We start from the raw sequence: 17,410 nt of genomic DNA, 5'->3' as shown, positions 1-17,410 counted from the left end.
GAGTTCGCGCCACGGCCCTCCGGGCTGTCCGGGGCCGGTGTGCTCAGTCCGATTTCGAGTACGTGAGGGATTCGCCGTTCGCCGGGTTCACCCTGCGCAGGCGGCCGTCGGGGAGCAGGGTCACCTCGGTGGCGGCCCCGGGGGAGCAGGAGCTCATGGGCTCGCCGACGGCGACCCGGGACGGGCCGATGCTCAGGGGGCCGTTGCCGGTGGGGGCGGCGGACAGTTCTGCCTGGAAGACGCAGTGGTACGTGCCGCCGCCCTCCGTCGGTCCCTCTGCGGTCAGGGACAGCACTGTGTCGCCCACCTCTCCCTGCTGGATGACCAGGCGTCGGGTGCTGTGGCCGGCTGCGCTGTCCAGGCCGCCGCTCCATGTACCGAGGTACGGGGTGGGGACGGTGGCGTTCTTGGTGGGGGGTGGGCTGGTGGGGGCCGGGGTGGTCTTCTGCTGCTGTGGTGTGTCCACGGATGGTGGTGGGGAGTCTTCGTTGCGGCTGTCGGTGTGCCGCTTCTCGTCGCCCGCGTTCATGAAGGCGTATACGGAGCCGCCCGCACCCAGCGCCACGACCAGCGCCACCGCGATCAGCGCGGCGGTCGAACGGGCGCTGCGGGGCGGTGGTTCGGGGGCCGGTGGCTGGTAGAGGTACTGCGGCGTCGGCGGGGGGTAGCCGTAGCCGGGGGGCAGCGGGGGGAGTGCGGCGGGGGGCTGGGGCGGCCGGGGGTGGGTGTGCCCGGGCGACACGATCGTCGGCGTCGCGTGCGGGGCGGGGGCGGGCGCGGGGGCAGGACCGGGGGCAGGGGCGGGACCGGGGGCGTTGGGGTCGGTGCCGCGCCGGGGCGTCTCCTCGGGCGTCGAACGTTCGGGTACTGGGTTTTCGTCGGGGTGGTTGCGTTCGACGCCCTGCGGGGAGCGCCCCGGCACGTCCCCTCCCGGCACCGTGAGTCGCGGCGCGGCGTCGGTTGTGGTCCCGTTGTCCGCTGTCGGCAGCGTGCTTCCGGGGGGTGCGGGCGTGGTGGTCGGGTCTTCCGTGTCCAGCAGCTCTATCGCGTGGCGGCCCAGCTGGGCCACCAGCGCTGCCGGGAGCCAGGGGTCGCCGCCGTCGCCGCCGCGCGTGTTCTCCAGTACCTCGTCGAGGGAAGGGCGTGCTTCGGGGTCCTTGCGCAGGCAGGAGCGGATCAGGTCCTGGAGGCCCTCCGGGATTCCGTCCAGCGTCGGGGGCTCGGTCGCTATGCGGTACATCAGCGCGTGGACTCCGCTGTCGGCCGTGCCGAAGGGGAGGCGGCCCGTTGCCGCGTATGCCAGTACCGAGCCCAGGCAGAAGATGTCGCAGGGTGCGGTGATTCGCTCGCCGCGGATCTGTTCCGGGGCCATGAAGCCGGGAGAGCCGACCAGGGAGCCGGTCCTGGTCAGGGCTGCCGCGCCCGTGACCGTTTCCAGGGCGCGGGCGATGCCGAAGTCGATGACGCGCGGGCCGTCGATGGTGACCAGGATGTTGGACGGTTTCAGGTCGCGGTGGATGAGTGCTGCTGAGTGGATGTCTCTCAGCGCGTGGGCCAGACCTGTTGCCAGGATGTGGACGGAGCGCTCCGGCAGCGGGCCGTCCCCGGACACGACGGTGTGGAGGTCCGGGCCCGCGACGTAACCCGTGGCCACCCAGGGGACAACCGCTTCCGTGTCGGCGTCGAGCACGGGCGCCGTCCAGCGGCCTCCGACCCGTCTGGCCGCCGCCACTTCCTGGCGGAAGCGGGAGCGGAACTCCTCCTGCTCGGCCAGCTCCTGGCGTACCAGCTTGACGGCGACCGTACGGCCACGGGCCGAGCGGGCCAGGTAGACCTGGCCCATTCCGCCCGCGCCGAGTCGTGCCAAGAGCCTGTAGGCGCCGATCTGTTGCGGATCGGCCGGTCCCAGCTTCTCCATGGCAGCGCCACCCCTCCCCGAGACGTCCCCCGACGAACCGAGAATAGTGCGCCGCTACGACAACGACGGGCCCCCGGTGTTTCACGGTTCCGGGATCGGTTCCGTTACTGCTTCCAGGGCCTGGGAGAGGCGCTCCAGTACGCGCACCGTCTCGGCCAGGCCTTCCTCGCCCAGCTCGGACCGGAGCCGCGCCGCCAGTGCCGCGTGTCCCGGCTCGATCTTCCGTACGGCGTCGCGGCCGGTATCGGTGGGGCGGAGAAGCTTCGCCCTGCGGTGGGCGGGGTTGGGGGCGTACTCCGCGAGGCCCTTCGTCACGAGCAGGTCGGCGATGCGCTGGACGCTCTGGCGGGTGATCCCCATGGTGCGGGCGATCCCGGCGACGGGCAGCGGCTCGTGCAGGACGGCGCCGATGACCTGCCACCAGGCGGCGGTCAGGCCGGCCGGGCGGGCCAGTTCCTCGGAGATCGCGAGGAACTGGCCATTGAGGCGGAAGGTGCCGAGCGCGGTACGGCTCAACAGCTCCTGCTCCCGGATGCCGCTCACGACTCCAGTACCTCGAAGGCGGACGCGTCCGAGTCGTGGAACAGCCGGTACCAGGCGTCGAGTTTCTCGCCCTCGTACACGCCGAGACGGGAGAAGACTTCACGAGCGAAGGCGACCGGCTCGGTGGGGCCGGCCGTGATCAGGAGGCCGTCCTCGTCCGTGACGGCGTCCTCGTCGCGGTAGTGGTCGCCGCCCTTGTAGCCGGTGGCTGCGAGGTAGAAGGAGACCGCGCTGGTGTGCGCGCGGTCGTCGAGCAGGCCCTCGCGGGCCACTCCGGCGGTCGCGCCGCAGATGGCCGCGACCGGTACGCCGGCGTCGAGGAACGCGCGTGCCTTGCGGGCGAAGGGGGCGAGGTCGTCCGTTGTGTCCCAGAGGGTGGCGCCGGTGAGGATCAGCAGGGCGCTGTCTTCGGGGCTTACGTCGTCGAGCGTCAGGTCGGGCTGGATGCGTACGCCGCCCATGGTCGTGACCGGGGCGTTCGTCGCGGCGACGGTCTTGACGGTGTAGCCGTTCCCGGTGAGGTGAGCGGTGGTGTGGCCCGTCTCCCAGTCCGCGAAGGTGTCGTAAACGGCGAGGTGCACGGTCTTGTCTGCCATGGCTGTCTCCTCGGTTCGAAGCTGATGACAGTATGTTGTCCAATTGACAGCTTGTTGTCAAGAGTGTTCTCGACACCCTGCCCACCAAAGTGGCGCAGGCCATACAAGGTGGCCATGTCGGCCCCCACCAGCGCGTCTTTACCCTGAGGCAATGACCCCTCATGTCGACCCCCAGGCAGGCGCCGCCGTCAAGGCCGCCGACCGCGCGCACGTGTTCCACTCCTGGTCCGCCCAGGGCCTGATCGACCCGCTCGCCGTCGCCGGCGCCGAGGGGTCGTACTTCTGGGACTACGAGGGCAACCGCTACCTCGACTTCACCAGCGGCCTCGTCTTCACCAACATCGGCTACCAGCACCCGAAGGTCGTCGCCGCGATCCAGGAGCAGGCCGCGAAGCTCTCCACCTTCGCGCCCGCTTTCGCCGTCGAGCCGCGCTCCGAGGCCGCACGCCTCATCGCCGAGCGCGCCCCCGGCGACCTCGACAAGATCTTCTTCACCAACGGTGGCGCCGAGGCCATCGAGAACGCCGTCCGCATGGCCCGTCTGCACACGGGCCGCAACAAGGTGCTGGCCGCCTACCGCTCGTACCACGGTGGTACGACGACCGCGATCAACCTGACCGGCGACCCGCGCCGCTGGGCCTCCGACAACGGCACGTCGGGGACCGTCCACTTCTGGGCGCCGTTCCTTTACCGGTCGGCCTTCTACGCCGAGAACGAGGCGGAGGAGTGCGCCCGCGCGCTTCAGCATCTTGAGGACACGATCGCTTTCGAGGGGCCGGGCGCCATCGCCGCGATCGTTCTGGAGACGATTCCCGGCACCGCCGGCATCATGACACCGCCGCCCGGCTACCTGGCCGGCGTACGCGAGATCTGCGACCGGTACGGCATCGTCTTCGTACTCGACGAGGTCATGGCGGGCTTCGGCCGTACGGGCAAGTGGTTCGCCTCCGAGCACTTCGACGTCGTACCGGACCTGATGACCTTCGCGAAGGGCGTGAACTCCGGATACGTGCCGCTGGGCGGCGTGGCGATCTCCGGTGCGATCGCCGAGACGTTCGAGAAGCGGCCCTATCCCGGTGGTCTGACGTACTCCGGCCACCCCTTGGCCTGCGCCGCCGCCGTCGCCACCATCCAGGTGATGGAGGAGGAGCGCGTCGTCGAGAACGCCGCACACATCGGCGAGACGGTGATCGCCCCGGGCCTGCGCGAGCTGGCGGAGCGCCACCCGAGCATCGGGGAGATCCGCGGTACCGGCATGTTCTGGGCCCTGGATCTGGTCAAGGACCGTGAGACGCGGGAGCCGCTCGTCCCGTACAACGCGTCGGGCGCGGCCAATGCCCCGATGGCGGCGTTCGGCGCGGCCTGCAAGAAGAACGGCCTGTGGCCCTTCATCAACATGAACCGCACGCACGTCGTCCCGCCCTGCAATGTCACCGAGGCCGAGGCGAAGGAAGGCCTGGCAGCCCTCGACATCGCCCTGTCGGCGGCGGACGAGCACACCACGGCATGAGTGGTCGCGCGGGCAGGCGGACCCCTGCCCGCGCACGACCCTCCGGCAGGCTCCCGGCCGCACCGCCTAAGGTGTCCGGAGCCATACGAAGGGGAAAGACGCCATGCCCGCGAGCGGACCTGTCACCCGCAATACCCTGCGGCAGCAGATAGCCGACGCGCTGCGTGACGAAGTGCTCGCGGGGCGTCTGCGCCCGGGGCAGGAGTTCACCGTCAAGCAGATCGCCGACCAGTACGGCGTTTCCGCGACGCCCGTCAGGGAAGCGCTCGTCGACCTGGCGGCGCAGAGCCTGCTCGACTCCGACCAGCACCGCGGCTTCCGTGTCTGCGAGATCTCCGTGGCGGACTTCCGCGGCATGGTCGAAGCCCGGTCCCTGATAGCCGACGGCATCTTCCGCAAGCTGGCGGAAGACGGCTGGAGCGGCGCGCGCGCCGACGTACTGGCGGCCATCGGGCGCAGGGCCGACGAGGCGGCGCGTGCGGCCCGCGCGGGGGACCTGGACATCTTCATCGGGTACGACCTGCGCTTCTGGCGCGAGCTCGGCGCCCTCGTCGACAACCCGCACATCTCCGGCTTCCTGCACCAGCTGCGCCTGCGCTGCTGGGTCTTCTCCGTCCCGTACCTGCGCGGGGACCCGGACCTCAGGGACTGGATATGGAAGGACCACGCGCTGGTGGTGGACGCGGTGACGCGCGGTGACACCGAGGAGGTACGGGCGGTCGTCGGGGCGTATCACGCGGCGACGCTGGCGTGGTCCGAGCGGCTGGAGCGTCCGCGGCAGTGAGAGCCGACCTGACGGTCGTCGTTCCCGCGTACAACGAGGAACGGCGACTTGGCCCCACCCTGGACGCGATCTGCGCCCACCTGAACGCGAATCCCGGCCGCTGGGGCGGCTGGGAGCTGATCGTGGTCGACGACGGCTCCACCGACGGTACGGCCGACGCGGTACGGGCGTACGCCGCCCGGGAGCCGCGCATCCTGCTGATCGAGGCAGACGAGACCGGCAACCGCGGCAAGGGACACGCCCTGCGGCGCGGCGTCATCGCCTCGCGCGGCGCCCGGGTGCTGGTCACGGACGCCGACCTGGCCACCCCCGTCGAGGAACTCGACCGCCTCGACAAGGAGCTCGCCCAGGACGAGGGGACAGCCGCCGCCATAGGCTCGCGCGCGCACCCCGAGTCGTCCATCGACGTACACCAGCGGCGCGTCCGCGAGTGGCTCGGGAGGATGGGCAACCGGCTCATACGGGCCGTCGCCGTGCCCGGCATACGGGACACCCAGTGCGGCTTCAAGCTCTTCGACGGCGACAAGGCGCGGGCCGCCTTCGCCGACGCCCGTCTCGACGGGTGGGGGATAGACGTGGAGATCCTGCAGTTCTTCCGGCGGGCCGGGTGGCAGGTGGCCGAGGTCCCCGTCCGCTGGGCGCACCAGGAGGGCTCCAAGGTCAGACCGGCCGACTACGGCAAGGTGCTCTTCGAGCTCGTGAAGCTGAAGGCGCGGCAGGTACGGCGCGTCGACCTGGCGGTCACCGCGCTCTTCCTCCTGGCCTCCGTGCTGCTCTACAAGGGCCTCTGGGCGGACCTGGACCACCGGTATCTCGCCGACTCCGGGCAGGACCAGAACCAGTGGGAGTGGTTCTTCGCCGTAACGGCCGACAACATCACTCACGTCCGCAACCCGCTCTTCACGACCGTCCAGAACTACCCCGACGGCGTGAACCTCATGGCGAACACGACCATGCTCGGGCTGTCCGCGCCCCTCATCCCCGTGACACTGGCCTTCGGGCCGACCATGACCTGGGCACTCGTCCTGACCGTCGGCCTGGCCGCCACCGCGATCGCCTGGTACTGGCTGATCGCCAAGCGGCTCGTACGCAGCCGCTGGGCGGCGGCCACAGGGGCGGCGCTGTGCGCCTTCGCGCCGCCGATGATCTCGCACGCCAACGCCCACCCCAACTTCGCGGTCCTCTTCATGATCCCGGTCATCATCGACCGGGCCCTGCGGCTCTGCGACGGCGAGAGAGTGGTACGGAACGGGGTCCTGCTGGGCCTGTTCGCGACGTACCAGATCTTCCTGGGCGAAGAACCCCTCCTCCTCGCCGCCATGGGCATGCTGCTCTTCGCCCTCTCGTACGCCCTCGCGCACCGCGAAGCGGCCCGTGCGGCCCGGCGTCCGCTGCTCAAGGGGCTCGGGGTGGCGGCCGCCGTGTGCGTACCGCTGGTTGCCTTCCCCCTCTACTGGCAATTCTTCGGCCCGCAGAGCTACCACAGCGTGCTGCACGGCGACAAAGCCGGCAACAGCCCGCTGGCCTTCCTGGAGTTCTCCGGGCGCGCGCTGCTCGGCGACGAGGCGCGGGCCGATCCGCTGGCCATGAACCGCACCGAGCAGAACGCCTTCTACGGCTGGCCGCTGGCCGGTCTCGCCTTCGCCATCGCGCTCGCCCTGTGGCGGCTCCCGCTGGTCAAGGCCCTCACCTTCACGGGTCTGGTGGCGGCGCTGCTCTCGCTCGGCCCGAAGTTCCGCATCCCGTACACCGACACAATCCTGCCGGGACCGTGGCGGGTGCTGGCCCATCAGCCGCTCTTCGAGTCGGTCATCGAGTCGCGCGTGGCGATGATCTGCGCCCCCGCGCTGGGCATCCTGGTGGCCTTGGCGGCGGACCGCATCCGCACCACTCCCGACCGTCTGCCCCGCACCCTGGGACTCACGGCGATCGCCCTCGCACTCCTGCCGATCGTGCCGACCCCGATGCCGGTGGGCGAACGCCCCGACGTCCCGGCGTTCATCGCGCAGGGGATGTGGAAGTCGTACGTGGCCGAGGGCGAATCGGTCGTCCCCGTCCCGCTCCCGGACGCCGGCAACGCGGAGGCCCTGCACTGGCAGTCCGCCACAACGCCCGATTTCGCCGTCCCCGGCGGCTACTTCAACGGCCCGTGGGGCCCGGACCGCATCGGCATCTACGGCGCGTCCCCCCGCCACACCTCCAACCTCCTGCGCGACATCCGGTACGGCGGGGCGATCCCCGAGATCGGCACCAACTGGCAGGCGCAGGCACGCGCGGACCTGGATTTCTGGCGGGCGGGAGTGGTCGTACTGGCGCCCCAGGACAACGCCCCGGCCCTGCGCAACGTGGTGTCGCAGCTGCTCGGCGAGCCGGGAAAGCCGGTGGGCGGAGCCTGGATCTGGGACACGGGCGGCGCCAAGTGAAGGGACTGGGACCTGTCCGCCAACTGTGCGCGGCGACTTGGTAGCACTACGCTGCCTGGACTGTCGCACGAACCCAGTGGAGAGCGAGCCGTACGTGGCCTGTGACCTGTGGCTGGTCCCCCTTGTCGATGTGCTGTGCCACAGCCCCGACAACCCCTTCGCCGAAGAGATCGCGTCGTACGACAAGGCCCTCACCGACGCGGGCCTGCCGACCGTTCCCGTGTTCGCCTACATGCCGGGCCTCTCGGGCGACGTCGCCCCGGTGGCCGGCTTCGACTACGACGCCCTGCACTTCCTGCGGCGCGCGTACCTGCTCCAGCTCTGCGGCCTGGAGGTGACGCCGGTGGACGCGCTGGGCGGCGACTACGAGCAGCTCCTGGAGATGTTCGAGCCGACGGCCCAGCAGTCGCACCTGGTCTGGCACTACGACCACGCGGGCGCGTACGTCCCGGTGGACTACGCGGCGCCCCTGTCCAACGAGGAACTCCTGGCGGGCGGCGGCCCTCTGGGCTCCACCCAGGGCCTGCTGCGGGAGCTGGAATTCGTCGCCCCTTCGATCGGCATCGACCCGGCGAACCCGCCGTCGGCCCCCCGGCCACCCGAGCGCCCGACGACCCTGGAGGAGCCGGCCGACGCGCTTCCGCCGGACGACAGCCCCTTCGCCCGCGAACGTCACGTCTGGCTGGGCCTGCACGCGGCGGCGACCCGGAGCCTGGGCCAAGGCTCCATGATCATCTTCAGCTGACCCCGCGCACACCACGGTGCCGGGCGGGAACGCGCAGGGCCCCCGGTCTCGCACGCACGGTGCCGGGAGGGGACGTGCCGGGGCGCTCCCCGCAGGGCGTTGAACGCACCACCCCAACGAAACCCGACGTACCCGAACGTTCGACGCCCGAGGAGACGCCCCGGCGCGGCACCGACCCCAACGCCACTGCCCCCGTCGCTCCCGCAAAGGGCACCGACCCCGAAGCCACTGCCCAAACGCCCCTGCCGAAGCACGGGAGTGGGCTCAGCGCGGCGACTCCGGAGGCCGCTGCCGAGGCATGTTCGGCCGCGTCCCCGGAGGCAGCGTGTACCGCCCGGCCGGCGCGCCCCCGTCCGGGCGGGCCGCGCCCGGCCCGCCCGCCGACTGCATCACCATCGGCGCGGGCCCCGCCCGGAACTCCACCATCCAGTCCGCCGTCTCCGCCCGCACCAGCTCCGAGATGTCCTCCGAGAAACGCCGCAGCACACTGAGGCAGCGCTCGGCCGCCTCGCCGGCCGTGCCCTCCGTGGGCCCGAGCATCTCCCGTACGCTCTCCGACGCCCAGTCGAACTGGAGCGCCTGCAACCGCCGCTGCACCGCCTGCGCCGCCGCCACGTCCCGCATCCACCCCGACGTGAGCCCGAAGTACCGGTCGCAGGCCAGGCACGCGGCTCCGAGCAGCAGCGACAGGTAGCCCCACCCCGCGGCGCCGTCCACCGCCCCCGCCAGGTCGACGAGCGGCAGCGCGGCCCCGACGACGGCGCCGGCGGCCGTCCCGCCCCGCAGCACCCGCGCCGCGCGGCGCTTGCGGGCCCGGTCGGCGAGGTACCAGTCGGCCGTGTGCAGCGCGCCGGCCTCCACCCACCGGTAGAGCTCGTCGAGACGCTCCGCCGGCTCGCCCCAGTCGCCGAGCGGAAACGGCCTGCCGGTCAGATCGTCCTCGTCGTGCGACTGCTCGGTGGCACCCCCGCCCTCCTTCCGGGCGGGCCCCTCGGGCTGCATCTCCGGCTGGCTCACCGGGCACTCCTCTGCGCTTGCGCTCTGTCCGTGACATTGCGAGTAAGTGGTGTGACGTGGTGTGACGCGACGTGCGATGCGCGCGTGCGTACCGATACGCAAGTCGCACCACGCGCCACGCACACACATACGCATGCCCTTCCTACCGCCGAATGGTGGGCCGTGGGGACGATATACGGGTATTTCCGGCCGCAACCACGCCGTGGTCAGGTATAGGAGCCCGCAGGTCTCACTCGAAAGAGTCGCTTCGTACGGCATGGGGCACGGTGCCCGGCGAACACGTAGGCTCGCCTTACCGAAACAACCGTCGTCGAAGTGCCAGGAGTGACAGTGATTCCCGGTGGTGGCCAGCCCAACATGCAGCAGCTGCTTCAGCAGGCCCAGAAGATGCAGCAGGACCTAGCCAAGGCCCAGGAGGAACTGGCGAGGACCGATGTCGACGGCCAGGCCGGCGGCGGCCTCGTCAAGGCGACCGTCAACGGCTCGGGGGAGCTCCGCGGCCTGGTGATCGACCCCAAGGCGGTCGACCCGGAAGACACCGAGACCCTCGCGGACCTGATCGTCGCCGCGGTCCAGGCGGCGAACGAGAACGCGCAGCAGCTCCAGCAGGAGAAGCTCGGCCCGCTCGCCCAGGGGCTGGGCGGCATGCCGGGCCTGCCCTTCTAAGGCGGCCCCGCAGCAACTACCGTACGTACCAGGCAAGACCGCAAGACCGGCAGGGCAAGGAAGGCAATCCGTTGTACGAAGGCGTGGTCCAGGACCTCATCGACGAATTGGGCAGGCTGCCCGGCGTCGGTCCCAAGAGCGCGCAGCGGATCGCCTTCCACATCCTCCAGGCCGAGCCGACCGATGTACGCCGCCTCGCCCATGCCCTCCTCGAGGTCAAGGACAAGGTCCGTTTCTGTGCGGTGTGCGGCAATGTCGCGCAGGAGGAGCGGTGCGGGATCTGTCGTGACCCGCGCCGCGACCCGGCGGTCATCTGTGTCGTCGAAGAGCCCAAGGATGTCGTCGCGGTCGAGCGGACGCGCGAGTTCCGCGGCCGCTATCACGTACTCGGCGGGGCCATCAGCCCCATCGAGGGCGTCGGCCCGGACGACCTGCGGATCCGCGAGCTGCTGGCGCGCCTCGCGGACGGTGCCGTCACCGAGTTGATCCTGGCCACCGATCCGAACCTGGAGGGCGAGGCCACTGCCACCTACCTCGCCCGGATGATCAAGCCGATGGGTCTGCGGGTGACACGCCTGGCCAGTGGACTCCCCGTCGGGGGAGATCTTGAGTACGCCGACGAGGTCACGCTGGGCCGTGCCTTCGAGGGGAGACGATTGCTCGATGTCTGACGTAAAGCCTGACGCCAACGCAAAGCTGCTGCACGCGGTCGCGCAGGACCCGGACGATTTCGCCGTCCAGATCGCCGACCAGATCGAGAGCTTCATCGTCGCGGTCACGGAAGTGGCCAAGGGCGACGAGCCGGACAGCGCTGTCCCGTTCCTGCTGCTTGAGGTGTCCCAGCTTCTCCTCGCGGGAGGCAGACTGGGCGCGCACGAGGACATCGTCCCCGACGAGCGGTACGAGCCGGACCTCGGCCCGGAGCCGGACCCGGACGACCTGAGGCAACGTTTCGCCGTCATGCTCGACCCGATCGACGTGTACTCCGAGGTCTTCGACCCGTACGAGCCGCGCAAGGCGCCGGTCCCCTGCCGCATCTCGGACGACCTGGCCGACGTCATCACCGATCTGCGCCACGGCCTGGCCCACTACCGGGCGGGCCGCACCACCGAAGCGCTGTGGTGGTGGCAGTTCTCGTACTTCTCCAACTGGGGCTCCACCGCCTCCGCCTGCCTGCGCGCCCTCCAGTCCCTGGTGGCGCACGTCCGTCTCGACCAGCCGCTGCAGGAGCTGGACGGCCTGGACACGGACGAGGACCTGGGCGAGGAGGACCTGGAGAAGGAAGCAGGCAAGGTCATGGCCGAGGAGCTGGCGGGCCCGCTGGGCCTGCGCACGGTGACCTGACGCCCCTGCGGCTGTGTGAGGAGGGCCACGTTCCGCGTACGCCGCGTCGTCCGGGGCAGGCATCCCCACCGAGCGGGCAGGGCTGCGCCATGATCGGATCGTGAGCGGGACATCTCACGATGCGATATCACGTGGGCGGGCCCGGTCCGCTCGGTAAACTGAGCCGACCGCAGTAATGACTAACGAGGAGCGCACGTGGGCCTTGTCGTGCAGAAGTACGGAGGCTCCTCCGTTGCCGATGCCGAAGGCATCAAGCGGGTCGCCAAGCGAATCGTCGATGCCAAGAAGAACGGCCACCAGGTCGTTGTCGTGGTTTCGGCGATGGGCGACACGACGGACGAGTTGATCGATCTCGCCGAGCAGGTATCCCCGATCCCTGCCGGACGTGAATTCGACATGCTGCTGACAGCGGGTGAGCGGATTTCCATGGCCCTGCTGGCCATGGCGATCAAAAACCTGGGCCACGAGGCCCAGTCGTTCACGGGCTCTCAGGCAGGTGTCATCACCGACTCGGTCCACAACAAAGCGCGCATCATCGATGTCACGCCGGGCCGGATCCGCACCGCCCTCGACGAGGGCAACATCGCCATCGTCGCCGGGTTCCAGGGTGTGTCCCAGGACAAGAAGGACATCACCACCCTCGGCCGGGGCGGGTCGGACACGACCGCGGTCGCCCTCGCGGCAGCGCTGGACGCCGAGGTCTGTGAGATCTACACCGATGTGGACGGTGTCTTCACCGCCGACCCCCGGGTCGTGAAGAAGGCCCAGAAGATCGACTGGATCTCCTTCGAGGACATGCTGGAGCTCGCAGCCTCGGGCTCCAAGGTGCTGCTGCACCGCTGCGTGGAGTACGCACGCCGATACAACATTCCGATCCACGTCCGCTCGTCCTTCTCGGGACTGCGCGGCACCTGGGTCAGCAACGAGCCGCAAGGGGACCAGCAGGTGGAGCACGCGATCATCTCCGGAGTCGCCCATGACGTCTCCGAGGCCAAGGTCACCGTCGTCGGTGTGCCGGACAAGCCGGGCGAGGCCGCGGCGATCTTCCGGTCCATCGCGGACGCAGAGATCAACATCGACATGGTCGTGCAGAACGTCTCGGCAGCGTCGACCGGTCTGACCGACATCTCCTTCACCCTTCCCAAGACCGAGGGCCGCAAGGCCATCGACGCCCTGGAGAAGACGAGGAGCGCCATCGGTTTCGACTCCCTCCGCTACGACGACCAGATCGGCAAGATCTCCCTGGTCGGCGCCGGTATGAAGACGAACCCGGGCGTTACGGCGGGCTTCTTCGAGGCACTGGCCGACGCGGGTGTGAACATCGAGCTGATCTCGACGTCCGAGATCCGCATTTCGGTCGTCACCCGCGCCGACGACGTCAACGAGGCCGTGCGCGCCGTGCACTCCGCCTTCGGTCTCGACAGCGACTCCGACGAGGCAGTCGTCTACGGCGGCACCGGAAGGTGACTCGCAAGTGACGGGCAAGCCGACGCTCGCGGTCGTCGGAGCGACCGGAGCCGTCGGCGCCGTCATGCTCCGGATCCTGTCCCAGCACGCCGATGTCTGGGGCGAGATCAGACTCCTCGCCTCCCCGCGCTCGGCCGGCCGCAAGCTGGTCGTGCGCGGGGCGGAGACCGAGGTCCTGGCGTTGTCGGAGGAGGCCCTGGAGGGCGTCGACGTCGCCATGTTCGACGTACCCGACGAGGTGGCCGCGCAATGGGCGCCGATCGCCGCCGCCAAGGGCGCGGTGGTGGTGGACAACTCCGCGGCCTTCCGCCTGGACCCGGACGTCCCGCTGGTGGTTCCCGAGGTCAATCCCCACGCTGTACGGGTCCGTCCGCGCGGCATCGTGGCGAGCCCCAACTGCACGACCCTCTCGATGATCGTGGCAGTGGGCGCGTTGCACGCCGAGTTCGGCCTGGCCGGCCTCGTCGTCTCCTCGTACCAGGCGGTGAGCGGTGCGGGCCGGGCCGGCGTGGACACGCTGCGCACCCAGCTCTCACTCGTCGCCGGTACGGAGCTGGGCGCGAACCCGGGCGACGTACGACGGGCGGTCGGCGACGACACCGGGCCTTTCGCCGCGCCGATCGCGCTGAACGTGGTGCCGTGGGCCGGTTCGCTCGCCGACGACGGCTGGTCGTCGGAGGAGATGAAGGTCCGCGCCGAGTCGCGCAAGATCCTGGACCGCCCCGGCCTGCCGGTGTCCGTCACCTGCGTCCGGGTGCCCGTACTCACGACGCACTCCCTCTCCGTGCACGCGCGCTTCGAGAACGAGGTGTCGGTCGACCGGGCGCACGAGATCCTGGCCACCGCGCCGGGTGTGGTGCTGTTCGACAATCCGGCGGCGGGGGAATTCCCGACGCCGGCCGATGTGGTGGGCACGGACCCGACGTGGGTGGGGCGGGTGCGAAGATCGCTGGACGACCCGACGGCGCTCGAACTCTTCGTGTGCGGCGACAATCTCCGCAAGGGTGCCGCCCTGAACACCGCGCAGATCGCCGAGCTGGTGGCCGCTGAAATCGGGGCGGCGTAAACCGGAACGCTGCGTAGAATCTGTGAACGCTCTGTGAGTAAGTCGAAGTCTGTACTACTTGAACTGGGGCGTTACTCTGTTCGTTTATTCGCTCTCCGCCTTACTGCAACCGCAGTTGGGAGGGGAGCGTCTTTGCGGTCGCCCCGTCGAATGGTCGCGACAAATGGGGCATTCAGGAGGGTGGGTACGCATGGGGGCTTTTGCGACACCGTCAAAAGCGGTGCCTCGGGCGTACAACCCTGTCGGGGGGAAGCGTGTCCAACAGGCGTGGCAGAGGTTCTCGACATCACAGTGGTCCCGGTTCGCGGCGCGGCAGTGCGTCCGCTCCGGCGGCCCCGCACGCCCGGCGGCATGCCGGTGATCGCCCCCATGCCGACGGCACGTCCCGCCCGCATACCGTCCCCGCGCGAGGGCGCTGAAGACGTCATGACCGCGGGCACCACAGTTGATCACCTGACCGAGACCTACCAAGCCCACTACCGCTCCCTGCTGGGTCTGGCGGCGCTGCTCCTCGACGACACGGCCTCCTGCGAGGACGTCGTACAGGAGGCGTTCATACGGGTGCACTCCGCCCGCAACCGCGTCCGCGACCCGCAGAAGACCCTGGCGTATCTGCGCCAGACCGTGGTGAACCTGTCCCGCTCGGCGCTGCGCCGTCGCATTCTGGGTCTGAAACTCCTCTCGAAGCCGATGCCGGACATGGCGAGCGCGGAAGAGGGGGCGTACGACCAGCTGGAGCGCGACGCGCTGATCAAGGCGATGCGCGGACTCCAGCGGCGTCAGCGCGAGGTGCTGGTCCTGCGGTACTTCGCGGACATGACGGAGGCCCAGTGCGCCGAGACGCTGGGTATATCCCTGGGCTCGGTGAAGGCGTACGGCTCACGCGGCATCGCGGCGCTGCGCGTCGCCATGGAGGCCTCGGCATGAGCAGCAAGCAAGAGCGGCACGGGCCGGACGGGCCGTTGAACGACCTGACTGGAAAAGCGATTGTGAACGACGGGCCGAACGAGCGCGAAGAGGGCAACGAGCCGGCCACCGAGCCGGCCGTCGAGCCGGACAACGAGCAGGTCGTCGGGCAGGCCGCCGAGTCGGCCGACGATCAGGCCACTGGGACGAGCAACGAGCGGGCCGTCGAGCCCGGCGGCGCCGACGAGGGCGGGTCGGGCTCCGACGGGCCCGACGCCTCCGGCGGTTTCGGATCCGACGGATTCAGCTCCGACGGGTCCGACGAGCTGGCGCTGCGCCGGATGCTGCGCGGCGCCGTGGACGAGCTGGAGCCCTCGCGGAACGCCTTGGACCATCTGCGCAAGGCAGTCCCCGCCAGGCGCGCCAGGCGGCGTCAGGCAATCGTCGGCATGGCGGCCGCCGCGCTCTTCGTGGGTATGGCAGTCCCCGCCTTCGTCCACGTGGCGAACTCCGGCAGCGCGGCCGACGACCGCCCCTCGATAGCGGGCCACGGCCGGGACACGCACGGCGGCACCGGCTGGCAGAAGGGCGCCGAGGGCGGCAAGGACGAGGCGGAGAAGCCTTCTGACAAGTCGACCTCCCAGAGCGAGAAGGAAAAGCGGAAGGACAAGGAGAAGGGCCCGAGAAAGGGTTCTTCCGGTACGGGTCAGGACCGCGGCACCGGAACCGGTGGCGCCGACACCTCCGGCAGCGTGCCCGCGTCCGCGCCGACGTGCGTCGCGAGCCAGCTCGCTGTCGCTTCGGCGGGTGCGCAACCGGCCGACGCCGAGGGCAAGGTGTACGGGGCGTTCCGGATCTCCAACGTCTCGGAAATGGCCTGTCTGATCGCCGGCCGAGGCACGGTGTACGCCCAGCCGATGGGGGCGGCCGACCCCGCCCGAATCAACGTCGTCGACCACACCTCGGGTGACGCGGCCGCCGGCCTGCCGGACCCGTCCATGGAGACGACCGGCCTGCTGCTGGAGCCGGACATGGCGTACGAGGTGAGGTTCGCCTGGGTGCCGACGGAAACCTGCCCGACGACCGGCACCTCGCCCGACCCCACGCCTCCTACGCCAGACCCCGGTGCGGGTGGTACGACGGACGGCGGCACGGGGACCGGTGACGGTTCCGGTGCCGGCGGCGGTGGGGCCGGTGGAGCAGGCGGCGGCGAGGGCGAGGCCGAGCAGGCGGGCACGCAGCCGCAGCTCGGCACCGAGGACGGCGGCACGGCTGACGGCAGCGTCTCGCTGAGCCACACCCCGGAGGCGGGTGGGTCGACGGCGGTGACGACGATTCCGAACGCCTGTGCGGGGACGATCTACCGCACGGGCGTGCTGGCAGCGACGTAACGGCGTAATGGCGGAGGGGCCCGACGGGGGGGCGATGGAGCGGGGCGGGCGCAGCCGGAGACGGCGCCCGCCCCGCTCCATCGCCCCCCCGTCGCTCGCGTCAGTGGTCAGCCGCGGGGCTCGGCCCCGGACCCCGCACCGGCGGCGCCCACGACAGCCCGCTCTCCTTCGTCCTCGGGTACGTCGTCGGGTTCGTCCTCGGGCAGGATGCCAAGGGCGAGATCCCGGGCGGCCTCCGCCTCGCGGCGCATCAGCCGGAACCACATGAAGAGCACGAAGCCGGCGAAGACGAACCACTCGCCGGTGTAGCCGAGGTTCTGGAAGGCCTTGAGGTCGAGCCCGCTGCCCTGCGGCGCGACGGCGGGGACGGGCAGCATCCCCGAATCACTGTTCGTGAGCGTGACCCAGGCGTCGTAGACGTCGTACGGAACGAGATTGACGAGTGAAGCGGCGCTGATCATCCCCAACTGTCCCTCCGGCAGCCCGCCGCCCATGTGCACTCCGTCGGTGCCCTCGTTCTCGGACGCCTGGAGGGCCCCGGTGACGGTGACTTCGCCCGACGGAGCGGCGGGGACCTTGCCCCCGGCGGGCAGCCAGCCGCGGACGACGGGCAGTGCCTTGCCGTCGTCCGTACGCAGCAGGGTCAGCACGTACGAGCCGCGCTTGCCGTCGATCTCCCGCTCGGGCACGACGAACTGCTCGGCGTAACGCCCGGTCGCGGTGGCGGGGCGCCCGGAAGTCTCCTTGTCGACGGGCAACAGCTCGTCGAGCGGTACGGCGGCCTGCTTGCCCGGGTCGGGCTTCTCCTCGGCGGCCTGGTGGGTCTCGACACGGTCTTCGAACCGCCCGAGCTGCCAGGACCCCATGAAGACACAGAAGGGAATGGCCAGCACGACGAAGAGGTGGATCCCCCACCAGCGGGGCGTCAGCAGGAACCGGTACACCCCACCAAGGTACGGGCCCACCCCTCCCCATCCACAGCCCGGGTCCGCCCCAAGCCGCAGCACCGGAATTCCAGCGGCGCCGGAAAATCC

At 70.4% G+C, this 17,410-nt stretch carries 16 protein-coding genes; 11 read left to right on the top strand and 5 right to left on the bottom strand.

What is annotated here, in order from left to right:
• Positions 1-43 precede the first annotated feature (43 nt).
• From AC1P0E_RS15465 to AC1P0E_RS15455, 3 genes are all read right to left on the bottom strand, one after another.
• The gene (locus AC1P0E_RS15465; RefSeq protein WP_482742739.1) at positions 44-1,918 is read right to left on the bottom strand and encodes a serine/threonine-protein kinase; all 1,875 of its coding nucleotides are present in this window, start codon (positions 1,916-1,918) and stop codon (positions 44-46) included.
• An 81-nt stretch (positions 1,919-1,999) separates the two neighbouring features.
• Positions 2,000-2,461: a MarR family winged helix-turn-helix transcriptional regulator gene (locus AC1P0E_RS15460; RefSeq protein ID WP_482742738.1), complete on the bottom strand. Its 462-nt coding sequence runs from the start codon at positions 2,459-2,461 to the stop codon at positions 2,000-2,002.
• On the bottom strand, positions 2,458-3,057 hold the full coding sequence (locus tag AC1P0E_RS15455) for a DJ-1/PfpI family protein (RefSeq protein ID WP_482742737.1): 600 nt from the start codon (positions 3,055-3,057) through the stop codon (positions 2,458-2,460). Before AC1P0E_RS15455 ends, AC1P0E_RS15460 begins: the two co-directional genes overlap by 4 nt.
• Positions 3,058-3,208: 151 nt before the next feature.
• On the opposite strand from AC1P0E_RS15455, the gene AC1P0E_RS15450 reads away from it, so the two are divergent.
• The 4 genes from AC1P0E_RS15450 to AC1P0E_RS15435 all read left to right on the top strand — a co-directional run bounded on the left by AC1P0E_RS15450 (position 3,209) and on the right by AC1P0E_RS15435 (position 8,519).
• The gene (locus AC1P0E_RS15450) at positions 3,209-4,567 is read left to right on the top strand and encodes an aminotransferase class III-fold pyridoxal phosphate-dependent enzyme (RefSeq protein WP_482742736.1); all 1,359 of its coding nucleotides are present in this window, start codon (positions 3,209-3,211) and stop codon (positions 4,565-4,567) included.
• Between the two features lie 103 nt (positions 4,568-4,670).
• On the top strand, positions 4,671-5,351 hold the full coding sequence (locus tag AC1P0E_RS15445) for a GntR family transcriptional regulator (protein WP_482742735.1): 681 nt from the start codon (positions 4,671-4,673) through the stop codon (positions 5,349-5,351).
• Complete coding sequence (locus AC1P0E_RS15440) at positions 5,348-7,774, top strand: dolichyl-phosphate beta-glucosyltransferase (protein ID WP_482742734.1); 2,427 nt, start codon at positions 5,348-5,350, stop codon at positions 7,772-7,774. Before AC1P0E_RS15445 ends, AC1P0E_RS15440 begins: the two co-directional genes overlap by 4 nt.
• Before the next feature lie 94 nt (positions 7,775-7,868).
• Positions 7,869-8,519 carry a hypothetical protein gene (locus AC1P0E_RS15435; RefSeq protein WP_482745768.1) on the top strand — a complete coding sequence of 217 codons (651 nt, stop codon included), beginning with the start codon at positions 7,869-7,871 and terminating at the stop codon, positions 8,517-8,519.
• Positions 8,520-8,783: 264 nt separating this feature from the next.
• Here the strand turns inward: AC1P0E_RS15435 and AC1P0E_RS15430 are convergent, their stop codons facing one another.
• A complete protein-coding gene (locus tag AC1P0E_RS15430; protein WP_482742733.1) occupies positions 8,784-9,536 on the bottom strand; it encodes an SLATT domain-containing protein in 753 nt (250 codons plus the stop codon).
• 330 nt (positions 9,537-9,866) lie between these two features.
• Between AC1P0E_RS15430 and AC1P0E_RS15425 the strand changes: the two genes are divergently transcribed.
• From AC1P0E_RS15425 to AC1P0E_RS15395, 7 genes are all read left to right on the top strand, one after another.
• Positions 9,867-10,202 carry a YbaB/EbfC family nucleoid-associated protein gene (locus AC1P0E_RS15425; RefSeq protein ID WP_138896391.1) on the top strand — a complete coding sequence of 112 codons (336 nt, stop codon included), beginning with the start codon at positions 9,867-9,869 and terminating at the stop codon, positions 10,200-10,202.
• Between the two features lie 71 nt (positions 10,203-10,273).
• Positions 10,274-10,873: a recombination mediator RecR gene (recR, locus tag AC1P0E_RS15420; protein WP_069927754.1), complete on the top strand. Its 600-nt coding sequence runs from the start codon at positions 10,274-10,276 to the stop codon at positions 10,871-10,873.
• The gene (locus AC1P0E_RS15415; RefSeq protein WP_482742732.1) at positions 10,866-11,546 is read left to right on the top strand and encodes a DUF5063 domain-containing protein; all 681 of its coding nucleotides are present in this window, start codon (positions 10,866-10,868) and stop codon (positions 11,544-11,546) included. Before recR ends, AC1P0E_RS15415 begins: the two co-directional genes overlap by 8 nt.
• Before the next feature lie 195 nt (positions 11,547-11,741).
• A complete protein-coding gene (locus AC1P0E_RS15410) occupies positions 11,742-13,013 on the top strand; it encodes an aspartate kinase (RefSeq protein WP_482742731.1) in 1,272 nt (423 codons plus the stop codon).
• 7 nt (positions 13,014-13,020) lie between these two features.
• Positions 13,021-14,079 carry an aspartate-semialdehyde dehydrogenase gene (locus AC1P0E_RS15405; RefSeq protein WP_482742730.1) on the top strand — a complete coding sequence of 353 codons (1,059 nt, stop codon included), beginning with the start codon at positions 13,021-13,023 and terminating at the stop codon, positions 14,077-14,079.
• A gap of 267 nt (positions 14,080-14,346) precedes the next feature.
• The gene (locus AC1P0E_RS15400; protein WP_482742729.1) at positions 14,347-15,006 is read left to right on the top strand and encodes a SigE family RNA polymerase sigma factor; all 660 of its coding nucleotides are present in this window, start codon (positions 14,347-14,349) and stop codon (positions 15,004-15,006) included.
• Entirely contained in the window at positions 15,003-16,376 is a 1,374-nt protein-coding gene (locus AC1P0E_RS15395; RefSeq protein WP_482742728.1) for a hypothetical protein, read from the top strand. The genes AC1P0E_RS15400 and AC1P0E_RS15395 overlap by 4 nt, the downstream gene beginning before the upstream one ends.
• Before the next feature lie 107 nt (positions 16,377-16,483).
• Here AC1P0E_RS15395 and AC1P0E_RS15390 read toward each other — a convergent pair whose 3' ends face one another.
• Positions 16,484-17,320: an SURF1 family protein gene (locus AC1P0E_RS15390; RefSeq protein ID WP_482742727.1), complete on the bottom strand. Its 837-nt coding sequence runs from the start codon at positions 17,318-17,320 to the stop codon at positions 16,484-16,486.
• Positions 17,321-17,410 lie beyond the last annotated feature (90 nt).

Source organism: Streptomyces sp. TRD_SC_5 (assembly GCF_056836825.1).
The sequence above is the reverse complement of the archived record's forward strand: the minus strand, read 5'-3'. Positions and strand labels throughout refer to the sequence as shown.

Bases quoted from the DNA above. Each gene is read 5' to 3' on its own strand.
- AC1P0E_RS15415 (WP_482742732.1), top strand. From the start codon at position 10,866: ATGTCTGACGTAAAGCCTGACGCCAACGCAAAGCTGCTGCACGCGGTC.
- AC1P0E_RS15455 (WP_482742737.1), bottom strand. From the start codon at position 3,057: ATGGCAGACAAGACCGTGCACCTCGCCGTTTACGACACCTTCGCGGAC.
- AC1P0E_RS15395 (WP_482742728.1), top strand. From the start codon at position 15,003: ATGAGCAGCAAGCAAGAGCGGCACGGGCCGGACGGGCCGTTGAACGAC.
- AC1P0E_RS15465 (WP_482742739.1), bottom strand. From the start codon at position 1,918: ATGGAGAAGCTGGGACCGGCCGATCCGCAACAGATCGGCGCCTACAGG.
- AC1P0E_RS15445 (WP_482742735.1), top strand. From the start codon at position 4,671: ATGCCCGCGAGCGGACCTGTCACCCGCAATACCCTGCGGCAGCAGATA.
- AC1P0E_RS15450 (WP_482742736.1), top strand. From the start codon at position 3,209: ATGACCCCTCATGTCGACCCCCAGGCAGGCGCCGCCGTCAAGGCCGCC.